The sequence below is a fragment of the Candidatus Poribacteria bacterium genome (assembly GCA_021162805.1).
GTDB lineage: Bacteria > Poribacteria > WGA-4E > B28-G17 > B28-G17 > JAGGXZ01.
On sequence record JAGGXZ010000178.1, the window covers coordinates 22,930 to 45,997 of the forward strand.

Below are 23,068 nucleotides of genomic sequence, written 5' to 3' on the forward strand. Positions count from 1 at the left end.
CCCTATTCTCACGCTTTTGAAGGCGAAAGGAGGAGGGAATGCCGTTTTTCGATGCCGAACGGAACATAATCGCAGGTCAGATTCGCAACAGGATGAACGAGATAGCGGGGACGGTTTACTCCGATCGCAGAGCGATCCCCGGATGGGAGTATGTCGTGACAGGCCATAAACAGGGCCCTGCTGCCCCCCCGAAGTCCGGCTGGGAACCGTTCCAGATCGGATCGAGCTGGGGCGGTCTGGACGTAACGACCTGGTTCAGGACAACGGTCACCGTTCCGGAGGAGATGGACGGCAAGAAGGTGGTCCTCCTGATCCGTCCCGGCGGCGAGGCGTTGGCCTATATAAACGGGCGTCCGGTTCAGGGGCTCGATGGAAACCGGGATGAGATCACACTCGCTCAAAAGGCCAAGGCGGGCGATCGGTTCGAGGTGATGATCGAGGCTTACAGCAACCCGCGCTTCCACCAGATCCACACCTTCCAATACGCCGACATAGCGGTCCTCAACGAGGAGGTTCGCTCCTTTCTCTTCGATGTCCGTGTAGCTGCCGAGTCGGCGTTGACGATGCCCGAAAACTCAGCCATCAGAGGGAGGATCTTCAACCTGCTCGACCGATGCGTCAAGATGGTGGATCTGCAACATATCGGATCGCCCGAATACTTCGACTCGATTAAAAGGGCGAGAAAGGAGCTGAACGAAGGGCTGAAGGAGTTCCAAAACAGCTACGGTATGGGCAGTCTGCTTCTCGCGGGGCATTCGCACATAGACACCGCCTGGCTTTGGCCGTTACGCGAGACGCAGCGCAAATGCGCTAGAACCTTTTCGACCGTGCTCAAATACATGGAGGAGTACCCGGAGTATCACTTCACGCAGAGTCAGCCCCAGCTCTACGAGTTCACCAAAAAGTACTATCCCGAGATCTACGAGGGGATCAAACGCAGGGTGAAGGAGGGACGATGGGAGCCGATCGGGGCGACGTGGGTGGAACAGGACAGCAACATCTCCTCCGGCGAATCCCTCGTCAGACAACTGCTCTACGGGAACAGGTTCTTCCGTAAGGAATTCGGGATACACTCCAGGGTGTGCTGGCTTCCGGACGCCTTCGGGTTCACCTGGTCGCTGCCCCAGCTCCTTAAAAAGGCCGGCGTGGATTACTTCGTCACCACCAAGATAGACTGGAGCCAGTACAACAAGTTCCCATACAGCCTCTTCTGGTGGCAGGGGATAGACGGTACTAGAGTTTTGGCGACAATGCCCCCGCTCAACTACAATGGAAACGTCGTGCCGCGGGATTGTCTGGAACAGTGGAACAGGTTCAAGCAGAAGGACATCTACGACGAGGTGATCTTCAGCTTCGGACACGGCGACGGAGGCGGCGGACCGACCAAGGAGATGCTGGAAAACGGGCTGAGGCTTAAGAACATGGCCGGTATACCCAGATGCCGCTTCGGAAAAGTTCAGGATTATTTCGACAGGCTCGAGAAAAACCTGGACAAATCCAAGCTCCCCGTCTGGAACGGCGAGCTGTACCTGGAGCTCCATCGCGCATGTCAGACCACCCAGGGCAGGACTAAGAGGAACAACCGCAAGAGCGAGCTTCTATATCGGGATGCCGAGATCTTCTCATCCGTTGCCATGCTGCTGGGAGAGCCGTACCAACAGGAGAAGCTCTACGAGGGATGGAAGATCATACTCTGCAATCAGTTCCATGACATCCTGCCCGGCTCCTCCATCGGTGAGGTCTACGAGGACGCCGATAGGGATTACGCCAAGGTGTTGAAGGCTGGCGGCGAGGTTCTCTCCGATGCCCTGAAGGCGATCGCCTCGAGAATAGATACCTCAGGCGATGGCGAGGCCATCGTGATCTTCAACACCCTATCGTGGACACGATCCGATGTGGCGAGTTTAAAGGTGGAGATGGAGGAGGATGATTTCACCATACTCGATCCGTCCGGCGAACCTGTCCCGGCTCAGATCGTCCGAAGCGATGGAAAGGTCAAGGAGATACTCTTCGAGGCCAGCGAGATTCCGCCTTTGGGCTACTCCGTCTACCGGCTCATACGCGGCAAGAGAACCCGATCCAGGCCGATGGCGCTGAAGGTTGATCAGCGTCTCCTGGAAAACGCCTTCTTCAGGGTGAAGCTGAACGATAAGGGACAGATCATCTCGCTCTACGACAAGCTCGCCGATAGGGAGGTGCTGGCTGAGAACGGCAGGGGAAACGTCCTGGAGCTTTTTGACGACAGACCCCATGCGCATGATGCCTGGGACATAGACTTCAACTACGAGGATATCCGGTGGGAGGTAGATCGGGTCGAGTCGGTCAAGATCGCCGAAAGCGGACCGGTTCGCGCCGCCGTCAGGGTTAAACTCCGCACCGAACGATCCTCGATAGATCAGCTTATAGCTATATACGACTCGATACCCCGTATAGATTTTATAACACATGTGGATTGGCATGAGAAGAGGACCCTGATGAAGGTCGCCTTCGAGGTTGATGTGCTTTCGCCCAAGGCGACATATGAGATCCAGTTCGGAGCCATAGAAAGGCCAACGCATCAGAACACAAGCTGGGATAGGGCCAAGTTCGAGGTTCCGGCTCAGAGATGGGCCGATCTCTCCGAGACGGGATACGGCGTCAGCATCTTAAACGACTGCAAATACGGCCATAGCATCAAGGACAATGTGATCAGACTTTCGCTGCTGCGTTCACCGATCAGCCCCGATCCGAACGCCGATCAGGGCGAACATTTCTTCATCTACTCCCTCTATCCGCACAAGGGCGACTGGAGAGATGCGCGGACGGTGAGGAGGGCATACGAGCTGAACGTCCCGCTGATAGCTCATCTGGAATCCTCACATCCCGGAGATCTCCCATCCTCCAGTTGGTTCGCCGCTATGGACGGGACAAGCGTGGTGATAGATACCGTCAAGAAGGCCGAGGACACGGATGATCTGATCCTTCGACTTTATGAATCCCACGGCTGGCGCGGAAAGGTGAGGATCAAATTCAGTAACCCGCCCCATAGGGTCTTCGAGTGTAACCTGATGGAGGAGAACGACGAGGAGTTGAAGTTAGATGATGGCGCTGTGGATCTCTACGTCAAACCATACGAGGTTAAAACGCTTAAGCTTCGGTTTCGATCATAAATTATCGCGGGAATTCTGTAATGCGTAGGGCATTAGGCGCTCTACGCATTACACCTTATATGTTTGGAGGTGTGATGCATGAGATACATCAATGTCATCCTTTTCCTGGCAATGGTGACCCTCCCTTTCGGATGCGTGCCGATGGAGAAAGGCGCTCTTAAATCAGCCCAACCAGCCGCTCAGCCCGCCCAGCCCAAGCCCCCTGCTCCGGAGGAGAAGGCCGCTAAGATAGCCTCCCTGAAGGCGGAGATCCCGAAAACCACCTTCTCACAGGGCGAACCCATAAAGCTTAAGTTCACCTTTAAAGCCAATAAGTTCGATCTCAACCTGGAGAGTATAAATTTCACACCGGAGGGCATTCTCTCGCAGACGGTCATAAAGACCTCATCGGGCGATATCGTGCTTCCGAAGGGGAGGATCGAAGCGAAAAGCGCCGTTGAAAGAGTTGGCTTCGGCGATTCGAGCTTCGATGTTGCGCCAGGGGTCACGCTCAAGGCCGGACAGACGATACAGGTAACGATCGATAATCTGCTCGATTACTACAACCTCAAGCCGGGAACATATACGTTACAGACGATCCTGAAATTGAACGTATACAAATACACCTATATCAAGAAGTCCCCGCGCCTGCTCGAGATAGAAAACGAGATCACCTCCCTGGAGAGGGATCGGAAGCTCGATCCCGACGCCAAGAGGACGGCCATACAGAGGCTCAGGGAGGAGATACGGTTCCTCAAATCCAAAAACCCCGATTTCGAGAAGGTATGCGTCAGGATGGACTCATTGATGGGTAGAACGCCGCCTATCAAATCCAATATTCTCAGCTTCACCATATCTGCATCCAAATCCCCTCGCATACCGGCAAAGAAAATAGAGAAAAGCGAAGCTCAGCCTCCTAAGTCCTCAACCCCTGAAGGGGAAACTGGAATAGCCTCCCTGAAGGTGGAGATCCCGAAAACCACCTTCTCACAAGGTGAGCCCATAAAGCTCAAGTTCACCTTTAAGGCCAATAGGTCCGATCTCAACCTGGAAAAACTCACGCCTGAGCTGATGCTCTCTCAGACAACCATCAGAACCTCCTCCGGCGATATCGTTCCTCCGAAAAGGAAGATCGTTCGGGAGGGTCCCATTGAGAGCGTGAGGTTGGATGGAAGAAGCGTCGAGGTTAAGCCGGGGGTCGCCCTCAAGGCGGGTGAAACGGCTGAGGTGATAATCGATAACCTGCTCGATTATTACGATCTCAAGCCGGGAACATATACCCTTCAGACAACCTTGAGGCTGAATATGTACAGATCCACCTATGTTAAAAAGTCCCCGTATCTCATCGAGATAGAGGACGAGATCACCTCTTTGAGGATGGATAGGAAGCTTAGTCCCGACGCCAAGAAAACGGCCATACAGAGGCTTCGAGAGGAGATACGCTTTCTCAAATCCAAAAACCCAGATTTTGAGAAGGTATATGTCAGGATGGACTCATTGATGGGCAAAACGCCGCCTATCAAATCCAACGTCCTCAACTTCACCATATCCGGGTAATCTCATGGAGGAGGGGCAGATGACGGATGTCCGAGGGAAGATATCGATTCAGAGAAGAGGCAATATACTCAACATCAAAAACTCCCTCCTGCAGGTGGCCTACGATCTAGCCAATGGGACATGGGGTTATCAGGATAAATCGGGATATCACGTCATAAGAAACGCATATTGCAGGGTCGAGCTTGAAGGTGGGACGTTCCTTACAACTCTAGATGCCGAGGAACGCCGCTTCTCGACGCAGATGATGGAGGATGAGCTGACCGGCCCCTATATACAGGTTAGGTTCTCCCATAAATGTAAATCCGGCCCGATCTCAGTCACTTTGAACATCTACCTCAACCTGTACGAGTCGCAGAACTATCTCGTCATCGGAGCGAGCGTTGAGCCTGAAGAGGGAGACGAGGTAAAGGTGCATAGGATCGACGTGATAACCGTTTCACCATGGATGGGATCGCCCGTGGGCGGGATCTTCCTGGGATCACAACCTACAAACTATCACGTGTATCTAAACACCTATAGCGATCACCCCTCTTCCGTCAGGGAGGTGTTGGATAAAGTCGATCTGACGGGAAGCGGTGAGATATGCCATAACGGCCTCATCTATGACACCGAATCCAAGCGTTCTATATCCTTCGGTTTCCTCGGCTTCTTCAAGTGGTGGGGGTCGATCGAGATGGGATACGACTCCGACCTTCAGCCGCTTAAGAACTACAAGGGCATAAACAGATGGTCGATGTATCAGATCTGGAATAGATCCATCAGTGAGGAGACCTTCTCAGAACCGGTCTACATCAACTATACCGATTTCTATCGTTCCGCTCAGGAGACCTACGTCAAGCTGGTATCCGATATCTCCGACGCTCCGAGGCCACCGAAACCAGCCCTTAGATGGAACTCAAAACCTAAGACGGGATCTGTCTCGGAGAAGTGGATATCCGATAACATCGATTGGATCGATAAGAACCCCGGAAGCTTGAGGCTTGGCGAGGGGATGATCGAATACATAGAGGTGCCATGGGGATGGCAGAGATGGAACGGAGTGGCTGAGCCGGCACCCGATGGGTTCCCAAACGGACTGGAACCCATCGTCGAGAAGATCCACCGATTCAACATGAAGGCGGCGATTTATTTCTCGCCTTTTGAGGCGGATGAGGAATGGCCCGGTTTAAATGACCTTTTTGACTGTATCCTCAGAGATCGAACCGGCTCTCCCACACATAGAGTATACGAGGGAGAGAGGAGGTCTGTCCTGCTCGACCCGACCGATCCAAAGGCTATCCTGTTTGTCACAGAACAGATCGAGAGGATCAAGAAATGGGGATTTGATGCGCTGCTGCTCGACATGGCGGGATACATAAATCATCTGGACCCATCCTTCTCACCGGTTTACAGGGATGAGGAGATCACCAGGATCGAGGCATACCGCCGAGGTCTGAGCTCCGTTGTGGAGGCCGCAAGACCCATGCTCGTCATACCGAAGTATGGCTGCACAAGCTACAATGTGGGGATCACAAGCATCAACAGCATTTCGATCGACGCATGGAGAAACCCGTTTGATGTGAGGTGGGAGGATAAATACGGAATACCGGAGATGGCGAAATTATGGGCGAGCAAGTTCTACGGTCAGGGTGTGCTCTGGACGAACAGCATCGATGCCATATCCATCTCCGAACCCAGACCGCTCAACGAGGTTCTGATCCTGTTGACCGCCTGTGCGCTCTCCGGAGGCATGGTCTCGCTGGTTGGCTCCCTGATAGATCTGGCAAAAGATAGAGCGGAACTTCTGGGGAAGATTCTGCCTCTATATGGCGTGCCGGCCATCCCTGTGGATCTAATGGAATCCGAACGTCCTAGGATATGGTCTCTCGATGTGAAGTCGAACTTCGATTCATGGAAGGTGGTGGGGCTTTTCAACTGGGAGGATCTGCCGGGAGACATATCGATAAAGATGAGCGATATCGGACTGAGCAGCTCCAGATCCTATATCGCCCATGAGTTCTGGACGAATGAGTTCCTGGGCGAATTTCAGAGATCGATAGATATCTACGACATCCCGCCCAGATCGGTGCTGTTATTATGCCTGAGGGAACAGAGAAATCACCCGCAGATCATATCGACCGATATACATTTCAGCCAGGGTGGAGTGGAGATACTTTCGGCGGGATGGGATAGGAGGAGCTCCACACTGCTCGCCTCAACGGGAGGATACCGAGAGGTGGAGGGAAACATCTTCATATATGTTCCCCCGGACTTCGTTCCCTCCTCCGTTTCGTGTTTCGGTTCGGATTACAGCTATGCCTGGTCGCCGCCCATACTCACGATCACCCTCTCCTCACTGAAGGATCCCGTGACCTTTGCCGTCGGGTTTTCCAGGACGCGCGGGTGAAAAGGAAGATGGGAGCAGTTGAAGAGTTGAAAAACAGATTAACGGAGAAGGATATCCTCCTCTGTATCTTGGGCCCCACGGCGGTAGGTAAGACCGATCTGTCGGTGGAGCTGGCGGGGCAAATCGATGGAGAGGTGGTCTCCGCCGACTCGCGACAGGTCTACAGATATATGGACATCGGCACTGCTAAGCCATCCCCGAAACAACGGGAGCTCGTGCCCCATCATCTCATCGATTGCGTCTACCCGGATGAGAGCTTCTCCGCCGCCGATTTCCAGAGGCTGGCCGATAAAGCCATAGATGAGATCAAAAGTCGCGGGAGGATACCAATCCTGGTGGGGGGAACCGGGCTTTACTTCCGCGCCCTGGTGGACGGCCTGTTCGAAGGGCCGGAGGCCGATGAGGAGCTGAGGGAACGTCTGAGGCGTCAGGCACGCGAAAGCGGCAACCTCGCCCTCTACGAAAGACTCCGCAAGATCGACCCGCATTACGCGTCGAAAATCCATCCCAACGATCTGGTCAGGATCATCAGGGCTCTTGAGGTCTACGAGAAGACCGGTCGGACCATGTCTGAATTACGGAAACAATGGGGATCAGGCCGAACGAGATACAGATTTATCGGCCTCTGCCTGATAAGGGAGAGGAGGGAGCTATATGGGAGGATCGAAAGGAGGGTGGATCGAATGATCGAGAGGGGATTCGTGGACGAGGTTCGAAGGCTGCTGGAGATGGGATACGGCAGGGATTTAAACTCGATGAAGGGGATAGGCTACAGGGAACTGGCGGCCCATTTATACGGGGAGATCACGCTGGATGAAGCTGTAAAGCTAATCAAACGTCGAACCAGAGAGTATGCCCGTAGGCAGATCATATGGTTCAGGGGTGATGGGAGGCTCGTATGGCTCAACGCCGCGACGATTCGATCGGCCGAGGATCTGGCCGCGGAGGCGATCAAAGTCTTAGGCTTATGTTACCACTGAGTGTCAGCGAGGAGAGAGTAACCAGGAACGAAAAACGTTATAACGTTAAACGTTGAACGTGCAACGGATTAGAGCAGGAGGGGAGCCCAACTTGAAACGGTTTAAACGGAGGACGATTTTAGGGCTGATCATGAGAGGGATGGCGGTGTTGTGCCTTCTTTTTGCCCTGGCCGATTTAAAGCTACCTCTACGTCGAGATAGACCTGCCGTCGCCTTCCTACTCGATATCTCGGAGAGCGTCGGAAAGCCAGAGGACGGTCTCAGAGAGCTCAGGAGATATGTTCGCTCCCTGCCGGAAGGTTCGAGGTGGTGCCTGATCGCCTTCGCCAAAACCCCATCCCTGGAGATGCCTCTCACCGAAGAGAGGGATTTGATACCCGGTCGGATCGCCTCGACGCTCGATCGAGGTAGGACGGATATCGAATCGGCGATCAAGCTGGCCCTCTCCGTTCTGCCATCCGATATACCTCGCAGGATCGTGATCCTGAGCGACGGAAATCAGAACCTCAACGATGCCTCCTCGCTGATACCCCTCCTCAGGGCTGAGGGGACGGAGATCTACACCGTCCCCATATACAGACATCTTGACGGCGAGGTGCTGTTCGATCCACACGTGAGGGTTCCACGGTCGGTCAGGGCTGGCACGCCGATCGAGCTGGTCGCCATAGCGCGGGGCCTCTCCAAGGCTAGAGGCGAAATCACGTTGTATCGAAATGACGAGATCATAAAACATCTGAACCTCTCGATTAGAAGCGGGATCAATCCGGTTCGCGTGACGGATCGGACAGAGGGGGAAGGAAGCTATGAGTACAGATTTCACCTCGAAGCCGAGCCGGATACCATGCCTAACAATAACGACGCCTACGCCTGGATTTCCGTGAAGGGCAGACCTTCGCTGTTGTTCGTCGGGGGTGAAAGGGAGGGGAGATACTTTCTCGATCTGGCGCGTAAGAACGGGATTTCAGCGGAGATCCTCCCGCCGAGCCGTTTCCCCGATGACGTCTCCAAGCTTGCGGATAAAGATGTGATCGTAATTGGGAATCTACCCTCAAGCGCATTCAGGGAGGCCCAGATGGAGGCTATGTGGCTTTTCGTCAACCAGATCGGCGGGGGCGTGCTGATGTTGGGCGGCGACAGAGCTTTCGGCGCCGGGGGGTATTTCAACCGGTCGAGAGGTTCTCGCCGGTTAACATGGACCCGAGGGGAAAGGAGCAGCGAATGGCGCTTGTTGCCATCGTGGACAAATCGGGCAGTATGGCCATATGGAGATGGCTTATCCTAGTGTCGGTGATCCTCGTCATGCTGGAGTTGATCATGCGAAAGGTGAGAATCAGATCTTTCTCAACCTTTCCCTCTAGACCCAGTGATATCTCTGAGAAGGAGATAAAAGAGAAAGATAAGTATATTGAAAGGTTATTAAGGCTGAAGCCTCAGGCTTGAACCCGCCACGCTTCGCAATAACAGCGTTGACCTCTATACAGGTATGCCGTATAATGGTTACCGTCGAAGTACCGGAGGGCGAATCTAAATAATGGAGGTAGATAACATGTCCGAGGTGCTTATCACGATTCATATTGAGCCATTAGAAGAAGGCGGTTATCTGGCAACCAGTGACGACTTGCAGGGCTTAGTAGCACAAGGTCGCACCATTGCAGAAACAATGGAGATTGCCCAAGACGTGGCTCGTAAATTGATTGAGTCCTATCTGGAGCATGGTGACCCATTACCGGCGAAGGTGAGAGCAGCTTTGAAAAGGCGTCGATGGAAAGCGACCGTAAGAATCCCTGTCGGCATCGAACCGGAAACAGCAGGAACATGAGCCGTTTAACCCCGATGACATATCGGGAAGTCGTGCGGCGTTTGCGGGCGGCAGGTTTCGTCTTCGATAGGCAAGCCAAAGGTAGCCATGAAATCTGGTATAACCCGCGGACCCGTCGGCGAACTACTGTCCCACACCACCCCGGCGTCCTTCCGCTTGGCACACTACGCGCCATTATTCGCGAAGCAGGATTGACTGTGCGAGAATTTTTGAGCGCTGGTGAGCCTTCCCAGAGGACAAAGCCTTGATGAACATAAGGAGGATGATAAGGCTGATGAGGCTGAAAAGAGCTACTTGAGACTCACCTCAATCCCCTCCTTATCGGGTTGAATGGAAAGGCTGATTCGGAAGTTGGATCTATCTCGGACGAATTCCAGGTATTTCCCCGCAGTCCGGATAAACCATTCGGGCAACGTATCATGCGCGACGACGATTCCTCCCGGCGGTATCCTGTCATAGGCCCTTTCGAGTAAGGTCAGGTAGATCAGCTTTGTGCTGGGGCCGCTGGTTCCCGGGAGTGGGCCGTGCGCGTCCAGATAGAGCAGATCTATCGGGTAATCTATCCTCTCCAACACGGCATGCCCGTCCTCGGCGAGTATCTCAACCTCGTCCGACGCACCTATTCTCTTGAAGTTATCCCTGGCTATATGGATCGCCTTCTCATCCACATCCACACCGACCAGATGTTCGGCCTGATAGACCTTGCCGGGCCCACACGCAGGGCCTACGTTCCACACGAGTGTGTTTCCGCAGAAGATGCCTATGCCGACGACGTTACGCGGACGATGAATGGCCGCTATAGCGTAGAGAAGCCTCTCCATAGGAGGGGTGATGCTGGTCCATGGGATCTCGAAATTTTCCCTAACGGCCTTCCTGAGGGCGGCGAACCTCTCACGATCGTAATCCCCATCTTCGGGCAACATCCCGTATCCCTTCATCTCCCTGATGGCGATCTCTATGTTCTCCTCCTCGGAGAGGTTGGGATAATCGCATTTGACCCTGATCTCCTCCATTTTCTTACCTCCTCCACGCCGATCTCATCTCATATATCTCCATCGATCTCACCAGGACCTCCCCGCCAAGGGCGAAGATCTCGAGGCTCCTATCCTCATCTGGTGGGATCACGCCGATGGGCATATAGATTCGGCCGTCATTGGCGAAGATCTCGATCGAGGTTCGATCGACCAGGATCTCCAAACGGATTTTATCCCCTAGGGGCTTAAGGGGTGCCTCACAGCCCTGACACTCCAATCGTCTTTCCCTCACGTCGTAGGTAACGGGTATGCTTCGTATGCGGAAGCCGATCCTATCGGCCCCCTTCAGCTCGAACTCGGATCGAATGTGAAAGAGATCCCCTTCAATTCCGGCCAGGAGGTTTTCGCCCTCTCCCAGCGGCTTATCCCTCCAAACCCACCCCTCCCCATGTAACAGTTCCACCTCCCTCACCGGTTCGGCGAACATGCGTATGCCATCCTCCGTCGTCCGCAGGGTCAGCTCGACGGGGAAGAGCATCATCTGATTGAACGGCATTCCGGGCATGTTCACCCGCCCCCAGGCGATTTGGATGCGCCGTCCATACTCGGGCGGAATGTTGTTCCAGGTCTGGGACGCATAGAAACAGTTGCCGTAGCTGAAGCGATGTTTGCCGGATTCGGTTATGAACCTCCTCCCATCGAACGAGCCGATAGCGTAATCTCCGTCGGCGGCGTATACAACCCATCTCTTATTATCTCCATCGCCGTCCACTGGCAGCTCGAAGATCTCGGGGCACTCGTAATATCCTTCGATCCGGCTTCGGAACTCCCAATTTTTCAAGTCCGAGGAGGCGTAAAAGGCGATGTAGCGTCCCTCATCGAACTCATCGTAGACCGCCATAATCCAGTGTTCGGCGGGCTCATACCAGATGAGCTTCGGATCGCGCCCGCGGTGCTTGACCACAGGATTGCCCTCGTAATCGGTGAACGTGCGGCCGCGATCGTTGCTATAGGCGATGCACTCGCCGCGCTCCGTGCTGGTGAAGGCGGCGACGATGACCTCCTCATCGCCCGTCTTAAATCCGGCGGTGTTTCCCACGTCCACCACGGCGCTGCCGGAGAAGCAGTGGTCGCCGAAGTGGTGTGGATATAGGGCGATGGGTAACTCCTCCCAATGAACGAGATCCCTGCTTACAGCATGTCCCCAATGCATATCGCCCCATCCGCAGCCATAGGGATTATGCTGATAGAACAGATGGTATTCACCCTTGTAGTAGATCAGCCCGTTGGGATCGTTGCTCCAACCTCGTCGGGTGGAGAAATGGAATTGAGGTCGGTACTTCTCCCTGTAGAGGTCCTCTGAACCTTCGATGATGTCGTCCTGATGGATCAGATCAAATGCTCCGGAGCTTTCATCCAGTCCGTCGACCTCCAGAGCGGCTTTTCTCCCTGTGAAAGTGCTTATGTCGAGGAAGGCCCAGAAATCGGGATCACCTTCCGCCAGTTCGATCTCAAACTCGCGAACCGCCTTCCCGTCAACTATGAATCTCATCCTCCGCTTCGGGGCCCCGTTTTTTACCGGGAGGTTGATATATCTCCTCTCAAGTCTCAGTTCCATGGGATCTCCCTCTCATTAAGTTCGTAGGTATATTGGATCTTCAGGTTTCACTGTATTGTACCTCTCCGTTAATCCCCTGTCAATTTTCGTGTCCTTTCTTCAGGGCTTTTCAATGATAGTTATGATTTAGTATACTATCATCAGAATTCCCCTTGAAGGCGGGGGAGATACCCTATCTTGAACAACAGCAAGCTGGAGGGAATCAGTTTGAGACGATCTGGAGGGAGAACGACCATAGGGCTGATCATGAGAGGTGCTGCGGTATTGTGTCTCCTCCTCGCCCTCGTCGATTTGAAGCTGCCCATGTATCATAACAGACCTGCTATCGCCTTTCTGCTTGATATCTCGGAGAGCGTCGGGAAGATAGAAGATGGTCTTAGAGAGCTTAGGAAATACGTTCGTTCCCTGCCGAAAGGCTCGAAATGGTGTCTGATCGTCTTCGCCAGGTATCCTTCGCTGGAGATCCCCCTCACCGAGGAGAAGGATTTGGCGCCTGACCGGATCGTTTCGACGATCGATCGGGGCAGAACGGATATCGAATCGGCGATCAAACTGGCCCTCTCCGTCCTGCCTTCGGATATGCCGCGCAGGATCGTGATCCTTAGCGACGGCAATCAAAACCTCAACGATGCCTCCTCACTGATACCCCTCCTCAGGGCTGAAAGGGCGGAGGTCTACGCCGTCCCCATATATAGACATCTCGGCGGCGAGGTGTTGCTCGATCCAAACGAGAGGCATCCACGGTCGGTCAGGATCGGAGCTCCTATCGAACTAGTCGCTATAGCGCGGAGCCTCTCCAAGGCTAAAGGTAGGATCACCGTATATCGAAACGGCGAGATCATAAAACATCTGAATCTCTCGATTAAGAGCGGGATCAATCCGATTCGCGTGGTGGACCGGATAGAGGGGGAGGGGAACTACGAATATAGATTTCACCTTGAGGCTGAGCCGGATACCATACCCAACAACAATGATGCTTATGCTTGGATCTCCGTGAAAGGCAGACCCTCGTTGCTGTTCGTCGGAGACAGAAAGGAGGGGGGATATTTCCTCGATCTGGCGCGTAAGAACGGGATTTTAGGGGAGATCCAGCAGCCGAACCATTTCCCCGATGACGTCTCCAAGCTTGCAAATAAGGATGTGATCATAATCGGGAATCTACCTTCAAATGCATTCAATGAGGCCCAGATGGAGGCCATTCGGCTTTTCGCCAATCAGATTGGCGGAGGCGTACTGATACTGGGTGGCGATAGAGCTTTCGGTGCAGGAGGATATTTTAACACTCCGATTGAGAAACTCTCGCCGGTTAATATGGACCCGAGGGGTAAGGAGCAGCGGATGGCGCTCGTCGCCCTCGTGGACAAATCGGGCAGCATGGCCAACTACGTCGGGACGGATAGGAAGATAGATCTGGCCGAGGCGGCTCTCGAATCGGCCATCAGATCGCTGAGAGGGGATGATCTTTTCGGATGCATCGCATTCGACGCCAAACCCAGAATCGTCTTCCCCCTGGGCAGGGTGGAGGATCGGGAGGCACTCATCAAAAAGGCGAGATCCATCTCACCTGGAAGCGGCACGAACCTCTATGCTGCCCTGAAGCTCGCATATAACTGGCTTCGTCGGGTCGATCTCCCTTTCAGACACGTCATAGCGGTCACAGATGGCAGAAGTCAAGGGAATTTCCCACCGCTGGTCCGCAGGATGGCCGCGAACGGAATCACCATCTCAGCCATAGCGGTGGGGGACGAGGCTCGTGGGATACTCACTGAGATCGCACGAGACGGTAAAGGAAGATATTATGACCTCGACGACCTCAGCCAGCTTCCGAACGTCTTTGTCAGAGAGATCCACTCGACGAGAGATCTGATCGTGGAGGGCAGATTCACGCCGATCCTCAAGATGAAACACCCTATAATTTCGGGCATCGGTTCTCTGCCACCCCTCGACGGATATGTCGCTACATCGGAAAAGGGGGCCGCGCAGGTGATCCTCGCCTCGGATAGAGGCGATCCGATACTATCGGTCTGGAGATACGGGCTCGGCAAGGTCGCCGCCTTCACCTCTCAGATCGGCGGTAAATGGGGGAAGGAATGGGCGAGATGGAAGGAGGGATCAAAGTTCTGGCTGCAGCTCATAAGATGGTTGATGCCGCAAAGGGAAAGGTCAGAATTGAATCTGAGCATCGAAAACGGCAGAGGAGTAGCCAGAATTGAGATGATCGATAAAAGAGGATATCCGGTCACGGGATTGGTTCTTCAGGCAAGGGTGATAGGTCCTGATTCCGACGTTCAGACCATTCCAATGGAGGAAATATCGGCGGGGAGATATGAGGCCAAGTTTAATCTGCTCTCACTGGGGAGATATGCCGTGTCGATCGTGATACCTAAAGCCAGGGGAAATGAGCTGCTTGTGGCGAGTGGATCGCTTTACCTCCCATACTCGCCGGAATACTCCAACTTGACGATCAACGCCTCATTGCTCAGAAGACTCGCTGCCGGGACAGGAGGGGTATATCAGGCCGATCCCGAGATCGTCGGGAAACCGGTGAGATCTCCCCATCGTTCCCTGAGGCCGATATGGAGATGGCTTATCTTGGCCTCGGTGATCCTCGTCATGCTGGAGTTGATCATGCGAAAGGTGAAGATCAGATCCGCCCCATCTCCCTCATCACCGAAACCCGCTGATATCCCCCCAGAGGGGGATGAGGAGGATAGGTATATTGAAAGGTTATTGAAGATACGCTCGTACTCTCATAGAGTGTAAGGATGACGGATGATAGACCATGGGCTATCTGAAACCCGGAGTGAAGAGGAGGACAATATCGAAGTTCAAGATGGCCTTCAGGATCTCAAAGGAAGCGTTGAGAATTTTAGATGAGATCCGACTGACCATCTCCTTCCTCTCCAGGATACCGATCGGGGGGAACGGGGAGATAGAGAGAATCCCGACCCATTTCCCGATTGTGGGGTATCTTTGTGCCGGGTCATATATAGGAATCAGATACCTGCTTGGTCTCATCTCGCCTCAGATAGCTGTTTTGAGCTCGATGGCGGTTACATTTTATCTTTTTAACCTGTTCCACTTCGACGGTCTACTTGATACCCTGGATGGGTTTTTGAATCAAAGCGGCAGGGAGAAAAGACTGGAGATAATGTCCAGGGGCGATGTGGGACCGTTTGCGCTCTTCTTCGGCACTCTATATGTGCTGGCTCTATATAGTATCCTGCTCGATGCCGAAGTATCTCAGATCCTCGTCGCTTGTGTGATCTCCAGGTTCTCGATGAACCTTCTTCTCGGCCTCTCCCGACCCGCTAAGATGGAGGGGTTGGGAGCGGCGTTCTATCCCTATAGGTGGCGTAATGCGCTTATCGCCTCCGCCTATCTGATACCTCTTCTGATCCTCTACCCTGTTTTCGTCCTGACAGGTTTCATCCTCTCAGGATTAATCGCCATGATCCTTTCCAGGATTTCGAGACATAAGATAGGAGGAACCACGGGCGATGTTCTCGGCGCTTTCTGTCTTTTGAGCGAGCTGGGGATTATGATCTCGATCTCAGTTTTCTCATCCGCTCCGCCGTGATATAATTTGGGTAATCGGGGGATGATCGATAAGAGAACAAGGCTCAGATTCGCTTGAAAACCGTTCACATGATATGTTATTCTGAATTCGCCATGACTTGTCGTATGAGATGGCCCAAAATTATGCTGATCTTCATAATCGTCCTCGTTGCGTCGCTTATTCTCCCCTCATGCGCTCATGTGGGGAGAGGGACGAGACCGAACGAAGATGCCGTGCGTGAATTCGCTAAAACTCACGGCATCGATGAGGACGTCGCACGTTTTTACCTCAACCATCCGGAATATATCAAACGACACTACTCCTCTCCTCCTGCCTATCACTCCAGAAACTACAGGATGAGGACCTTCCTGATGAGGAAGTATTTTGACATGGCCATGGAATATAAGGAGGCCGGGGATCTGGACATGGCGATCGAAACTCTAAAAAAGGTGCAAAGGTTGAAGCCGGATTCCGCGACGGTGGACTACAATCTGGGCTTTTTCCACTTCGAGAGCGGAATGACCGATGATGCGGTTAAGTGGTATTCAGAGGCCCTGAGGAACGCCAATTCGGCGGATATGATCGTGGATGTTTCGATCAATCTCGCCCTTTGTTACCTCAAAATGGGCAAGCTTAAGGAGGCGGAGAATCGTCTGGAACAAGCGGCAGAGCTCGCCCCTGACGATCCCACCCTGCTTTACAACCTCGGCACCGTATATCTGGAAATGGGTAAGTATGAGAGGGCTATCGGTAAGTTCATGAGATGTCTCGATTCTGAGGCGCTTTCCACTGATGCGAAGATGGGATTAGGTCTTTGTTATGCCAAGATGGATCGTAGGGAAGAGGCGCTCAAGTGGTTCAGAGAGGTGGCTAAGCTCAGACCGGGAGATCCTCAGGTGTGGTATAACATCGGAGTTTTGACCTTCGAATTGGGAGATCTAAATAGTTCTAAATTGGCCTTTCAAAAGGCAAAGAAGTTGGGGTATGGAGGGGGAATAGAGGAATTTCTGAAGGCGATCAAAGGAATGAGGAAAAGAGATGCCAAGCTGGCCTACAACAAAGGTGTTTCCCTTCAGAAGGAGGGGAAGTATGAGGAGGCGATTAAAGAGTTTAAAAAGGCGCTTCAGCTCGACCCGAAGATGGAAAAGGCTTACTTGAACGCGGCCTTCTGTCTGAGTCGGTTGGGTAAATCCGATAAAGCGATCGACATGCTTAACAACGCTTTGAGCTTGAATTCCGATTTCTTCGAGGCTCAATATAACCTCGGTGTTATCTATCTGAAGTTAGGCCGACCGCGAAAGGCCGCGGAGCACCTGAGAAAAGCCGTCAAATTGAAACCGAATTTCACCGAGGGCAGATATAACCTCGGTATAGCCCTCTATAGATCCGGCATGTTCAACGAGGCCTCAAAACAGTTCAAGGCGGCTGTGAAGCTCGCACCTTGGTGGGCCGACGCACATTATAATCTGGCTATGAGCTATCTGAAACTCGGTATGAAGGGAAGGGCGATCTCAGAGTTTAAGACGGCTCTCAGGATCGATCCCGGTCACAGGAAATCGGAGGAGATGTTGAGATCCATCGGCGAGCACGTCGGTAACAGATAGCTGCTTAGCTTGCACCCTCGGTTCATCTGATTTCCTCCAGAGGATAAAGGTGAACGACAGGTGAACGGAAGGCATCCAAGAGCACGGACGACCATGGCCTCTCACCCTCAAGCCTGCCGCCGAAGGTGACGAACTCCACTCCGTTGCTCTCTTCGAACGAGCTCCCGGGCGGAAGAGGAAGAGGCCGATCCAACGATCTGAAAGCGTCAGCATGGTAAGCAGTGTCGATCCAGTAGCGCACATGCACTCCGCTCGATCTGCTCGCCGTCCCATAGAACATCCCCACCCCGCGATCGGCCCACATCCCAAGGTTAAGATAATAGTTCGGCACGTCCGGCCCCCCGACCTCATCTCCTTCGATCGAGCCGCCGATCTGAGGATACGCGAAGATGAAATAGCCGTGGAGTTTCCAATCGCCCTCAGAGATATTTTCGATCCGAAACACCCTGACAGAGACCCATCTCCTCCTTGGATACACGGCAATCCTGCCCATTATCCGATAAGCTCCTATCCCGCGTGAGCTGAGAAAGGTCCAGAGGACCACCCTCAACGGCCCGACTGAGACCCTCAGAATCTTCGTCGAATCGGGAGCGGGATACCGGAGCTCACCGCCGATCTCCTCCCTCAAAAGCGGGTAGATCCTTCCAAGGAGCGTCCCATCCAGCTTAAGCTCGTCCGCGAGATCGCCGCTTCCCCCCGATTTGACCAAGGTGAGGAAACCGTTGGATATCACGATCCTATCCTTTTCCTCCTTCAGCTCGATCCCCTCCGGCGATTTCCTCGCCGTTTCCCTCACGGGCGCGGACGCAAGATAGAGATAGACCGTCTTCGACTCGCCCGGCCGAAGCGGACATCTCAGGCAGATCTCGTCGAACTTCGAGAGCTTCCCGTCTTCAAACGAGTCGATCTGGATCGGAACCTCCTCACCCTTGGAGTCGAAGGCGACGATCCGCGACGGCGAGAGCTTCGACCAGTCGATATCGGATGAGATCTGATCCAAACTCAGCGATACGAACGGATTGGAGGTAGGAACCTCCCGGGGATTCTCCAGAAGGATCGGCACCCTTCCGATCCATCTCGTCCCCTCAGACGGCTTAGGCCAGGGGACGGATTCCGGCCGCGGCGCCCTTCGCTTCTCATATCCCCTTTCCCTGATCTCATAGACCCTCCGGTTGATCCTTTTGACGACGTTTACAAACTCCCAATACGGCTCGTCCTTTTCGTTAACGAGCCCGTAGTTGCTGTCTTCGGGGAAGGTGCTGGAGATTCCAAGGGCCGGCTCATCGACCCACATGAAGTAGTCCGAGCCGATGACGAAGGGCAGCGAGAAGAAGGTGGTCTGATAGATCTCAAAACATCTGGCTTTCTGTTCCTGCGTGTCCACCCTCATCCCGGCCCCGTGTTTGCACGGCAGGCCGCTGTCGAGCGCCGGGAAGGACCACTCGGTTATCATCAAGGGCCGTCCCGAAAGCTCGTAACACCGTCTCAGATGATCCTCTAACCCGATCGGTTCGCCGGTATCCAGATCAACCCTTCCATAGAAGTTGAGGGTGACGATGTCGCAATATCTGCCGGCGGCCCTCCATGCCGGATCAGGCGCGTTCCCGGCGAACCTACAGCCGAGGATCATATGATTCGGATCGTACTTTCTTATCGCAGCGGTGGCTATTGAGAAGTATCTGTCGGCCGCCAAAGCGACGAAATCCATAGCATCCCTCTCCATATTTCCGCTCTTCGGCTCGCCCCAATCCGTCCTCTCCAGCATCTCGTTGAACGATTTGAAGTCGGTCTCCCAAGCGTCATTCAGCTCATCTATCGAGCGATACCTCCTTTTAAGCAGATCGATCAACGCCTTTTTGGCGGTGTGTTCAGGAGGTTTCTTGACCGCCTCGGTGAATATCCCCCAGGGCCTGTGAACCTTCCCATACCACTCCAGCTCGTTATCCAGGAAATATCCGAAAAGCCACGGATCACCCTTCGCCTTCGAGCAGATCTCCCTGGCCTTCATATCGCAATATCTCTCGAACTTCGGGCTGAAGACGTTCGGGAAGCCCGTCCAGTGGACCTTAGGAACAATATCCTCATAGGATGCAAATCCGGATCCGAAGCTCAGAAAGAGGGTATGTGCCAGACCGCTGTATCGGAGCGATTCAGAATGTCCTGCCCCCAACAGGTTGAAACCCCAATCCAGCAGTCTCTTTACCGTTTCTTTGGCCCATCTCTCCTCAGTCCCATATTTTTCGAGGTTGTTCTTGTGATACGGGGCATATCCCAGCTTTTCACACCAATGGCCGGTGAACCTGATGTGATCCGTCCCGATGGCGAAGAAACCGCACCCGTTCGGATCGATAACCCACCATCTACCGTCTTTCTCCTCGAGGTGGAAGAAGCCGGTTCTCTCGCCTTTGATCCCCTCATAAGCGCACTTCGTATATCTCGGTATTTCCCTTTCTTCCTCTTTCATCTCGACCACCTCCTCCGCCTCGACCTTAACGTCGTCGAAGGCGGCTATGAAGCCTCCATTATCAAGGGCGGGCCTGCCGAAGGAAACCGATCTGGGATTATCGAACCTATACCCCTGCCTGAAAAGAAGCCTCCCGCCCGAATCGAATATCTCGCCGAGGATACGTTGTGGGGTGAGGGTTAACCTCAAGCGATAGGGTTTGCCGTACTCCCATCCGATCCCGGAGTTGAATCCTTCCTCAGGGGCGAGCTTCGTTCGGGGCAGGTTTTGAGCGAGCCATACCCCTTCGTAGAGCTCCTGAAGCTCGAAAAAATGTTCGGCGCCCTGTGAGTCGGGCGATTCGACCAGGGCTAGATGCCAGTTGTTACGGTTGTTTTCGTATAGGGCGATCCCCGCCACCTTCCAGCCGTTCGAGCTCTTCCCCATCACCGTCAGAGTGGCCTCGATCTTAAGCCTCCTGACGTGTGGAATCGAGCTTATGAGGGCGAAGACCTTCACCGGCTCGTCGTTCACATACCTGCCGTCTTTGACCGTCCATCCGATCGATAGCGGTTCCCATCCCGGCTCTCCTGAGGAACCGTCCGGATAGCCGGAAAAGTCGTCGTGGAACGTGAGCTGCTCTCCAGAGGCACATGTGATCAGAAAAAGCGTTAATATAAGGGGGAAACCCTCTCTCATTCCTCAAACTCCTCCTTATCGTTCGTCAGAGTTTCGCGTTCGATCGGTTACATCATATTGCTGACGAGGAGAAGATAGGGTCAGGCATCCAGTGGGCTACGAACGGAGTAAGGGCTTTTGCGCATGACTTCCTACCCTTTGCCATCGCGGACGGTAATAGTACGGCGGGTGAAGTCCAGATCCTTAACGCGCAGACGTAGGCATTCCATCAAGCGCAGGCCGGAGCCATAGAGAAGTTGAGCCATCAGCCGATAAATGCCTGACAGGTGGTTGAGGAGACGGTGGACTTCATTTTTGGTCAGGACGGTGGGCAAACGTTTGGGTTTCTTGGCGCGTAAAGCATCAATAGGCCCTAGCTCCTGACGGAACACCTCACGGTAGAGGAACAGCAGCGCGCTGAGAACTTGATTCTGAGTGGAGGAAGCGACGTTTTCGTTCACTGCCAAGTGGGTGATGTAGCGTTTAATCCAGTTGACATACGCTTGCTCGGTGCGGTAGGAGTAATGCTTGCGACGTAACGTTTCCCTCACCCTGTCCAGGAGCTTTGGAGGAGATGAAGGTTGATATGACTTTCTGGGAACAAGTCTTGACATATTGGCTTTCCTGTGCTACAATACTCCAAAATTCAAGATAATTTAATTTTACTACAACATGCTGTATAAGTCAATTTTTATTGGGATTATACGGAATCCGCATAATCCCAATAAAAAGGGTAAAAAACGGTGTCTGTATAATCATATTAGGTGGCTATGTGAATTCAGATATGGCTGGCAATGACACATGAAAACGACGGCTTACTTCAGAATAAGCGTCATGGCTCGTCGCCCTTATCTCAAGATGGAATGGATTGAGCATGTCCTTAATAATCCTATTCGCACTGAGGTGCAGCCTAATGGGCGCATTCGTCATTGGGGGTATATTGCTGAAAGGGACAGGCACCTGAGAGTTATCACAGAACCGGATGGGGAGACCGTGCATAACGCTTTCTTCGACCGTCGTTTCAAGCCTTGAGGAGGAGATAAAAGATGGTTTTCGAATATTATCCTGAAACAGACATATTGTATATCAAACTTGTTGAAGGGGTAAGCACCGAGTCTGAAGAGATTGCACCAGGGGTTGTGTTGGACTTTGATGAGCACAATCGTGTCATTGGGGTTGAGATTGAAGATGCCAGCAAGATCATTGATCTGTCAAGATTGGAATTGAGAGCGCTTCCCGTTGTTAACCTGATCCTGACGGAGAGGGCTTCTGCGCCAGCATGAGGTGTTGGATACACCCTCAAAGAGCCGCCTAACATCCGCTGCAGCCGACCCTCCTCCGCTGGCGCTCCGGTGGGCGGCTGAGCTTGGTCGTTAGGCCATATCATCTAACGGGGAAAGGCGAAGATGAAAAATCCGATTACAGTGATATCCGCAGATAAAATTGCAGAGTTTTGTCAGCGATGGAAAATCCGTGAACTGGCCCTCTTCGGCTCAGCCTTACGGGATGATTTCGGGCCGGATAGTGATGTGGATATCCTTGTCGAGTTCGACACGGATGCGGATTGGAGCCTGTTGAACCATATTCAAATGCAGCAGGAATTGCAGACATTGCTGGGCCGTGAGGTAGACCTCATCAGCAAACGTGCTCTGGAACGCAGTAGGAATTGGCTGTTTCGCCGGGAAGTTCTGAACACGACCAAGGTCTTTTTCTCCAAAACGGAGTAACCGATGCGAAGGGATGAGGTAACATTGCTCGACATAGCCCAAGCCGCTCGATTGGTGATCGAATTTACTCAAGGTATGACCAAGGAGCAATTTTTCGAGGACATCAAGACCCAATCGGCGGTTCTGTATCAGCTTTTGGTCATGGGGGAAGCTGTCAAGCGGCTTTCACGTGAATTTCGGGCTCGACATCCTCACATTCCCTGGTCTTTAATTGTCGGGATGCGTGATCATCTCATACACGGTTATGACATTGTGGATTGGGATGAGGTATGGAAAACAACTAAGAAGGATATACCCGATTTGCTGGGCGAAATAAATTCGTTACTCCCAAGCGAACCGACAAATTCCTATTGAAGAGAGCCTAACTTCTCGCTGCAGCCGACCCGCCCCGCTGCGCTCCGGCGGGCGGCTGAGCTTGGTCGTTAGCTGATTGAAAGGAATAAAGTATGAGCGAAAATTATGATCGCCCTTATTTACCGAGGATGTTGGTGGGATGAGAAGGTTCCTCAGAGAGTATCACCTCCATTACATACCTGAAACCATCAAACAGATTCATACTCGCAACCCTGATGTGCAACTGATACAAACTCACATA

At 53.2% G+C, this 23,068-nt stretch carries 16 protein-coding genes and 1 pseudogene; 13 read left to right on the forward strand and 4 right to left on the reverse strand.

From position 1 onward, the window contains the following. Positions 1–38 precede the first annotated feature (38 nt). From J7M22_13820 to J7M22_13850, 7 genes and pseudogenes are all read left to right on the forward strand, one after another. Entirely contained in the window at positions 39–3,149 is a 3,111-nt protein-coding gene (locus J7M22_13820) for an alpha-mannosidase (protein MCD6507683.1), read from the forward strand. 78 nt (positions 3,150–3,227) lie between these two features. Next, on the forward strand, positions 3,228–4,685 hold the full coding sequence (locus J7M22_13825) for a hypothetical protein (GenBank protein ID MCD6507684.1): 1,458 nt from the start codon (positions 3,228–3,230) through the stop codon (positions 4,683–4,685). 19 nt (positions 4,686–4,704) lie between these two features. Then, complete coding sequence (locus tag J7M22_13830; protein ID MCD6507685.1) at positions 4,705–7,071, forward strand: hypothetical protein; 2,367 nt, start codon at positions 4,705–4,707, stop codon at positions 7,069–7,071. Between the two features lie 8 nt (positions 7,072–7,079). After that, positions 7,080–8,051 carry a tRNA (adenosine(37)-N6)-dimethylallyltransferase MiaA gene (gene miaA / locus J7M22_13835; GenBank protein MCD6507686.1) on the forward strand — a complete coding sequence of 324 codons (972 nt, stop codon included), beginning with the start codon at positions 7,080–7,082 and terminating at the stop codon, positions 8,049–8,051. A gap of 91 nt (positions 8,052–8,142) precedes the next feature. Continuing rightward, positions 8,143–9,333, forward strand: a complete 1,191-nt coding sequence (locus J7M22_13840) for a VWA domain-containing protein (GenBank protein ID MCD6507687.1) — start codon at positions 8,143–8,145, stop codon at positions 9,331–9,333. 264 nt (positions 9,334–9,597) lie between these two features. After that, positions 9,598–9,753: pseudogene (locus tag J7M22_13845) on the forward strand (type II toxin-antitoxin system HicB family antitoxin). Between the two features lie 113 nt (positions 9,754–9,866). Then, complete coding sequence (locus tag J7M22_13850) at positions 9,867–10,118, forward strand: type II toxin-antitoxin system HicA family toxin (GenBank protein ID MCD6507688.1); 252 nt, start codon at positions 9,867–9,869, stop codon at positions 10,116–10,118. Between the two features lie 42 nt (positions 10,119–10,160). Here the strand turns inward: J7M22_13850 and J7M22_13855 are convergent, their stop codons facing one another. Both J7M22_13855 and J7M22_13860 read right to left on the reverse strand, forming a co-directional pair. Next, positions 10,161–10,883 carry a class I SAM-dependent methyltransferase gene (locus tag J7M22_13855; GenBank protein MCD6507689.1) on the reverse strand — a complete coding sequence of 241 codons (723 nt, stop codon included), beginning with the start codon at positions 10,881–10,883 and terminating at the stop codon, positions 10,161–10,163. Between the two features lie 4 nt (positions 10,884–10,887). Continuing rightward, positions 10,888–12,462, reverse strand: a complete 1,575-nt coding sequence (locus J7M22_13860; protein ID MCD6507690.1) for a GH32 C-terminal domain-containing protein — start codon at positions 12,460–12,462, stop codon at positions 10,888–10,890. A 207-nt stretch (positions 12,463–12,669) separates the two neighbouring features. On the opposite strand from J7M22_13860, the gene J7M22_13865 reads away from it, so the two are divergent. From J7M22_13865 to J7M22_13875, 3 genes are all read left to right on the forward strand, one after another. Beyond that, a complete protein-coding gene (locus J7M22_13865; GenBank protein ID MCD6507691.1) occupies positions 12,670–15,225 on the forward strand; it encodes a VWA domain-containing protein in 2,556 nt (851 codons plus the stop codon). 19 nt (positions 15,226–15,244) lie between these two features. After that, positions 15,245–16,042 carry an adenosylcobinamide-GDP ribazoletransferase gene (locus tag J7M22_13870; GenBank protein MCD6507692.1) on the forward strand — a complete coding sequence of 266 codons (798 nt, stop codon included), beginning with the start codon at positions 15,245–15,247 and terminating at the stop codon, positions 16,040–16,042. A gap of 122 nt (positions 16,043–16,164) precedes the next feature. After that, positions 16,165–17,625, forward strand: a complete 1,461-nt coding sequence (locus J7M22_13875) for a tetratricopeptide repeat protein (GenBank protein MCD6507693.1) — start codon at positions 16,165–16,167, stop codon at positions 17,623–17,625. Positions 17,626–17,647: 22 nt separating this feature from the next. Here J7M22_13875 and J7M22_13880 read toward each other — a convergent pair whose 3' ends face one another. Both J7M22_13880 and J7M22_13885 read right to left on the reverse strand, forming a co-directional pair. Then, a complete protein-coding gene (locus tag J7M22_13880; protein ID MCD6507694.1) occupies positions 17,648–20,767 on the reverse strand; it encodes a beta-galactosidase in 3,120 nt (1,039 codons plus the stop codon). Positions 20,768–20,898: 131 nt separating this feature from the next. Then, positions 20,899–21,360: a phage integrase N-terminal SAM-like domain-containing protein gene (locus tag J7M22_13885; protein MCD6507695.1), complete on the reverse strand. Its 462-nt coding sequence runs from the start codon at positions 21,358–21,360 to the stop codon at positions 20,899–20,901. Between the two features lie 432 nt (positions 21,361–21,792). Between J7M22_13885 and J7M22_13890 the strand changes: the two genes are divergently transcribed. From J7M22_13890 to J7M22_13900, 3 genes are all read left to right on the forward strand, one after another. Next, positions 21,793–22,029 (forward strand): DUF2283 domain-containing protein, encoded by a 237-nt coding sequence (locus J7M22_13890; GenBank protein MCD6507696.1) that lies wholly within the window; start codon positions 21,793–21,795, stop codon positions 22,027–22,029. Between the two features lie 123 nt (positions 22,030–22,152). Further along, a complete protein-coding gene (locus J7M22_13895) occupies positions 22,153–22,473 on the forward strand; it encodes a nucleotidyltransferase family protein (GenBank protein ID MCD6507697.1) in 321 nt (106 codons plus the stop codon). Positions 22,474–22,476: 3 nt separating this feature from the next. Then, positions 22,477–22,827, forward strand: coding sequence for a DUF86 domain-containing protein (locus J7M22_13900; protein MCD6507698.1), 351 nt, complete (start codon positions 22,477–22,479; stop codon positions 22,825–22,827). Positions 22,828–23,068 lie beyond the last annotated feature (241 nt).

What these genes read in the sequence shown, in the direction of transcription:
- J7M22_13820 (MCD6507683.1), top strand. Translation starts at nt 39, where the DNA reads ATGCCGTTTTTCGATGCCGAACGGAACATAATCGCAGGTCAGATTCGC.
- J7M22_13825 (MCD6507684.1), top strand. Translation starts at nt 3,228, where the DNA reads ATGAGATACATCAATGTCATCCTTTTCCTGGCAATGGTGACCCTCCCT.
- J7M22_13830 (MCD6507685.1), top strand. Translation starts at nt 4,705, where the DNA reads ATGACGGATGTCCGAGGGAAGATATCGATTCAGAGAAGAGGCAATATA.
- miaA (MCD6507686.1), top strand. Translation starts at nt 7,080, where the DNA reads ATGGGAGCAGTTGAAGAGTTGAAAAACAGATTAACGGAGAAGGATATC.
- J7M22_13850 (MCD6507688.1), top strand. Translation starts at nt 9,867, where the DNA reads ATGAGCCGTTTAACCCCGATGACATATCGGGAAGTCGTGCGGCGTTTG.
- J7M22_13855 (MCD6507689.1), bottom strand. Translation starts at nt 10,883, where the DNA reads ATGGAGGAGATCAGGGTCAAATGCGATTATCCCAACCTCTCCGAGGAG.
- J7M22_13860 (MCD6507690.1), bottom strand. Translation starts at nt 12,462, where the DNA reads ATGGAACTGAGACTTGAGAGGAGATATATCAACCTCCCGGTAAAAAAC.
- J7M22_13870 (MCD6507692.1), top strand. Translation starts at nt 15,245, where the DNA reads ATGGGCTATCTGAAACCCGGAGTGAAGAGGAGGACAATATCGAAGTTC.
- J7M22_13875 (MCD6507693.1), top strand. Translation starts at nt 16,165, where the DNA reads ATGCTGATCTTCATAATCGTCCTCGTTGCGTCGCTTATTCTCCCCTCA.
- J7M22_13880 (MCD6507694.1), bottom strand. Translation starts at nt 20,767, where the DNA reads ATGAGAGAGGGTTTCCCCCTTATATTAACGCTTTTTCTGATCACATGT.
- J7M22_13885 (MCD6507695.1), bottom strand. Translation starts at nt 21,360, where the DNA reads ATGTCAAGACTTGTTCCCAGAAAGTCATATCAACCTTCATCTCCTCCA.
- J7M22_13890 (MCD6507696.1), top strand. Translation starts at nt 21,793, where the DNA reads ATGGTTTTCGAATATTATCCTGAAACAGACATATTGTATATCAAACTT.
- J7M22_13895 (MCD6507697.1), top strand. Translation starts at nt 22,153, where the DNA reads ATGAAAAATCCGATTACAGTGATATCCGCAGATAAAATTGCAGAGTTT.
- J7M22_13900 (MCD6507698.1), top strand. Translation starts at nt 22,477, where the DNA reads ATGCGAAGGGATGAGGTAACATTGCTCGACATAGCCCAAGCCGCTCGA.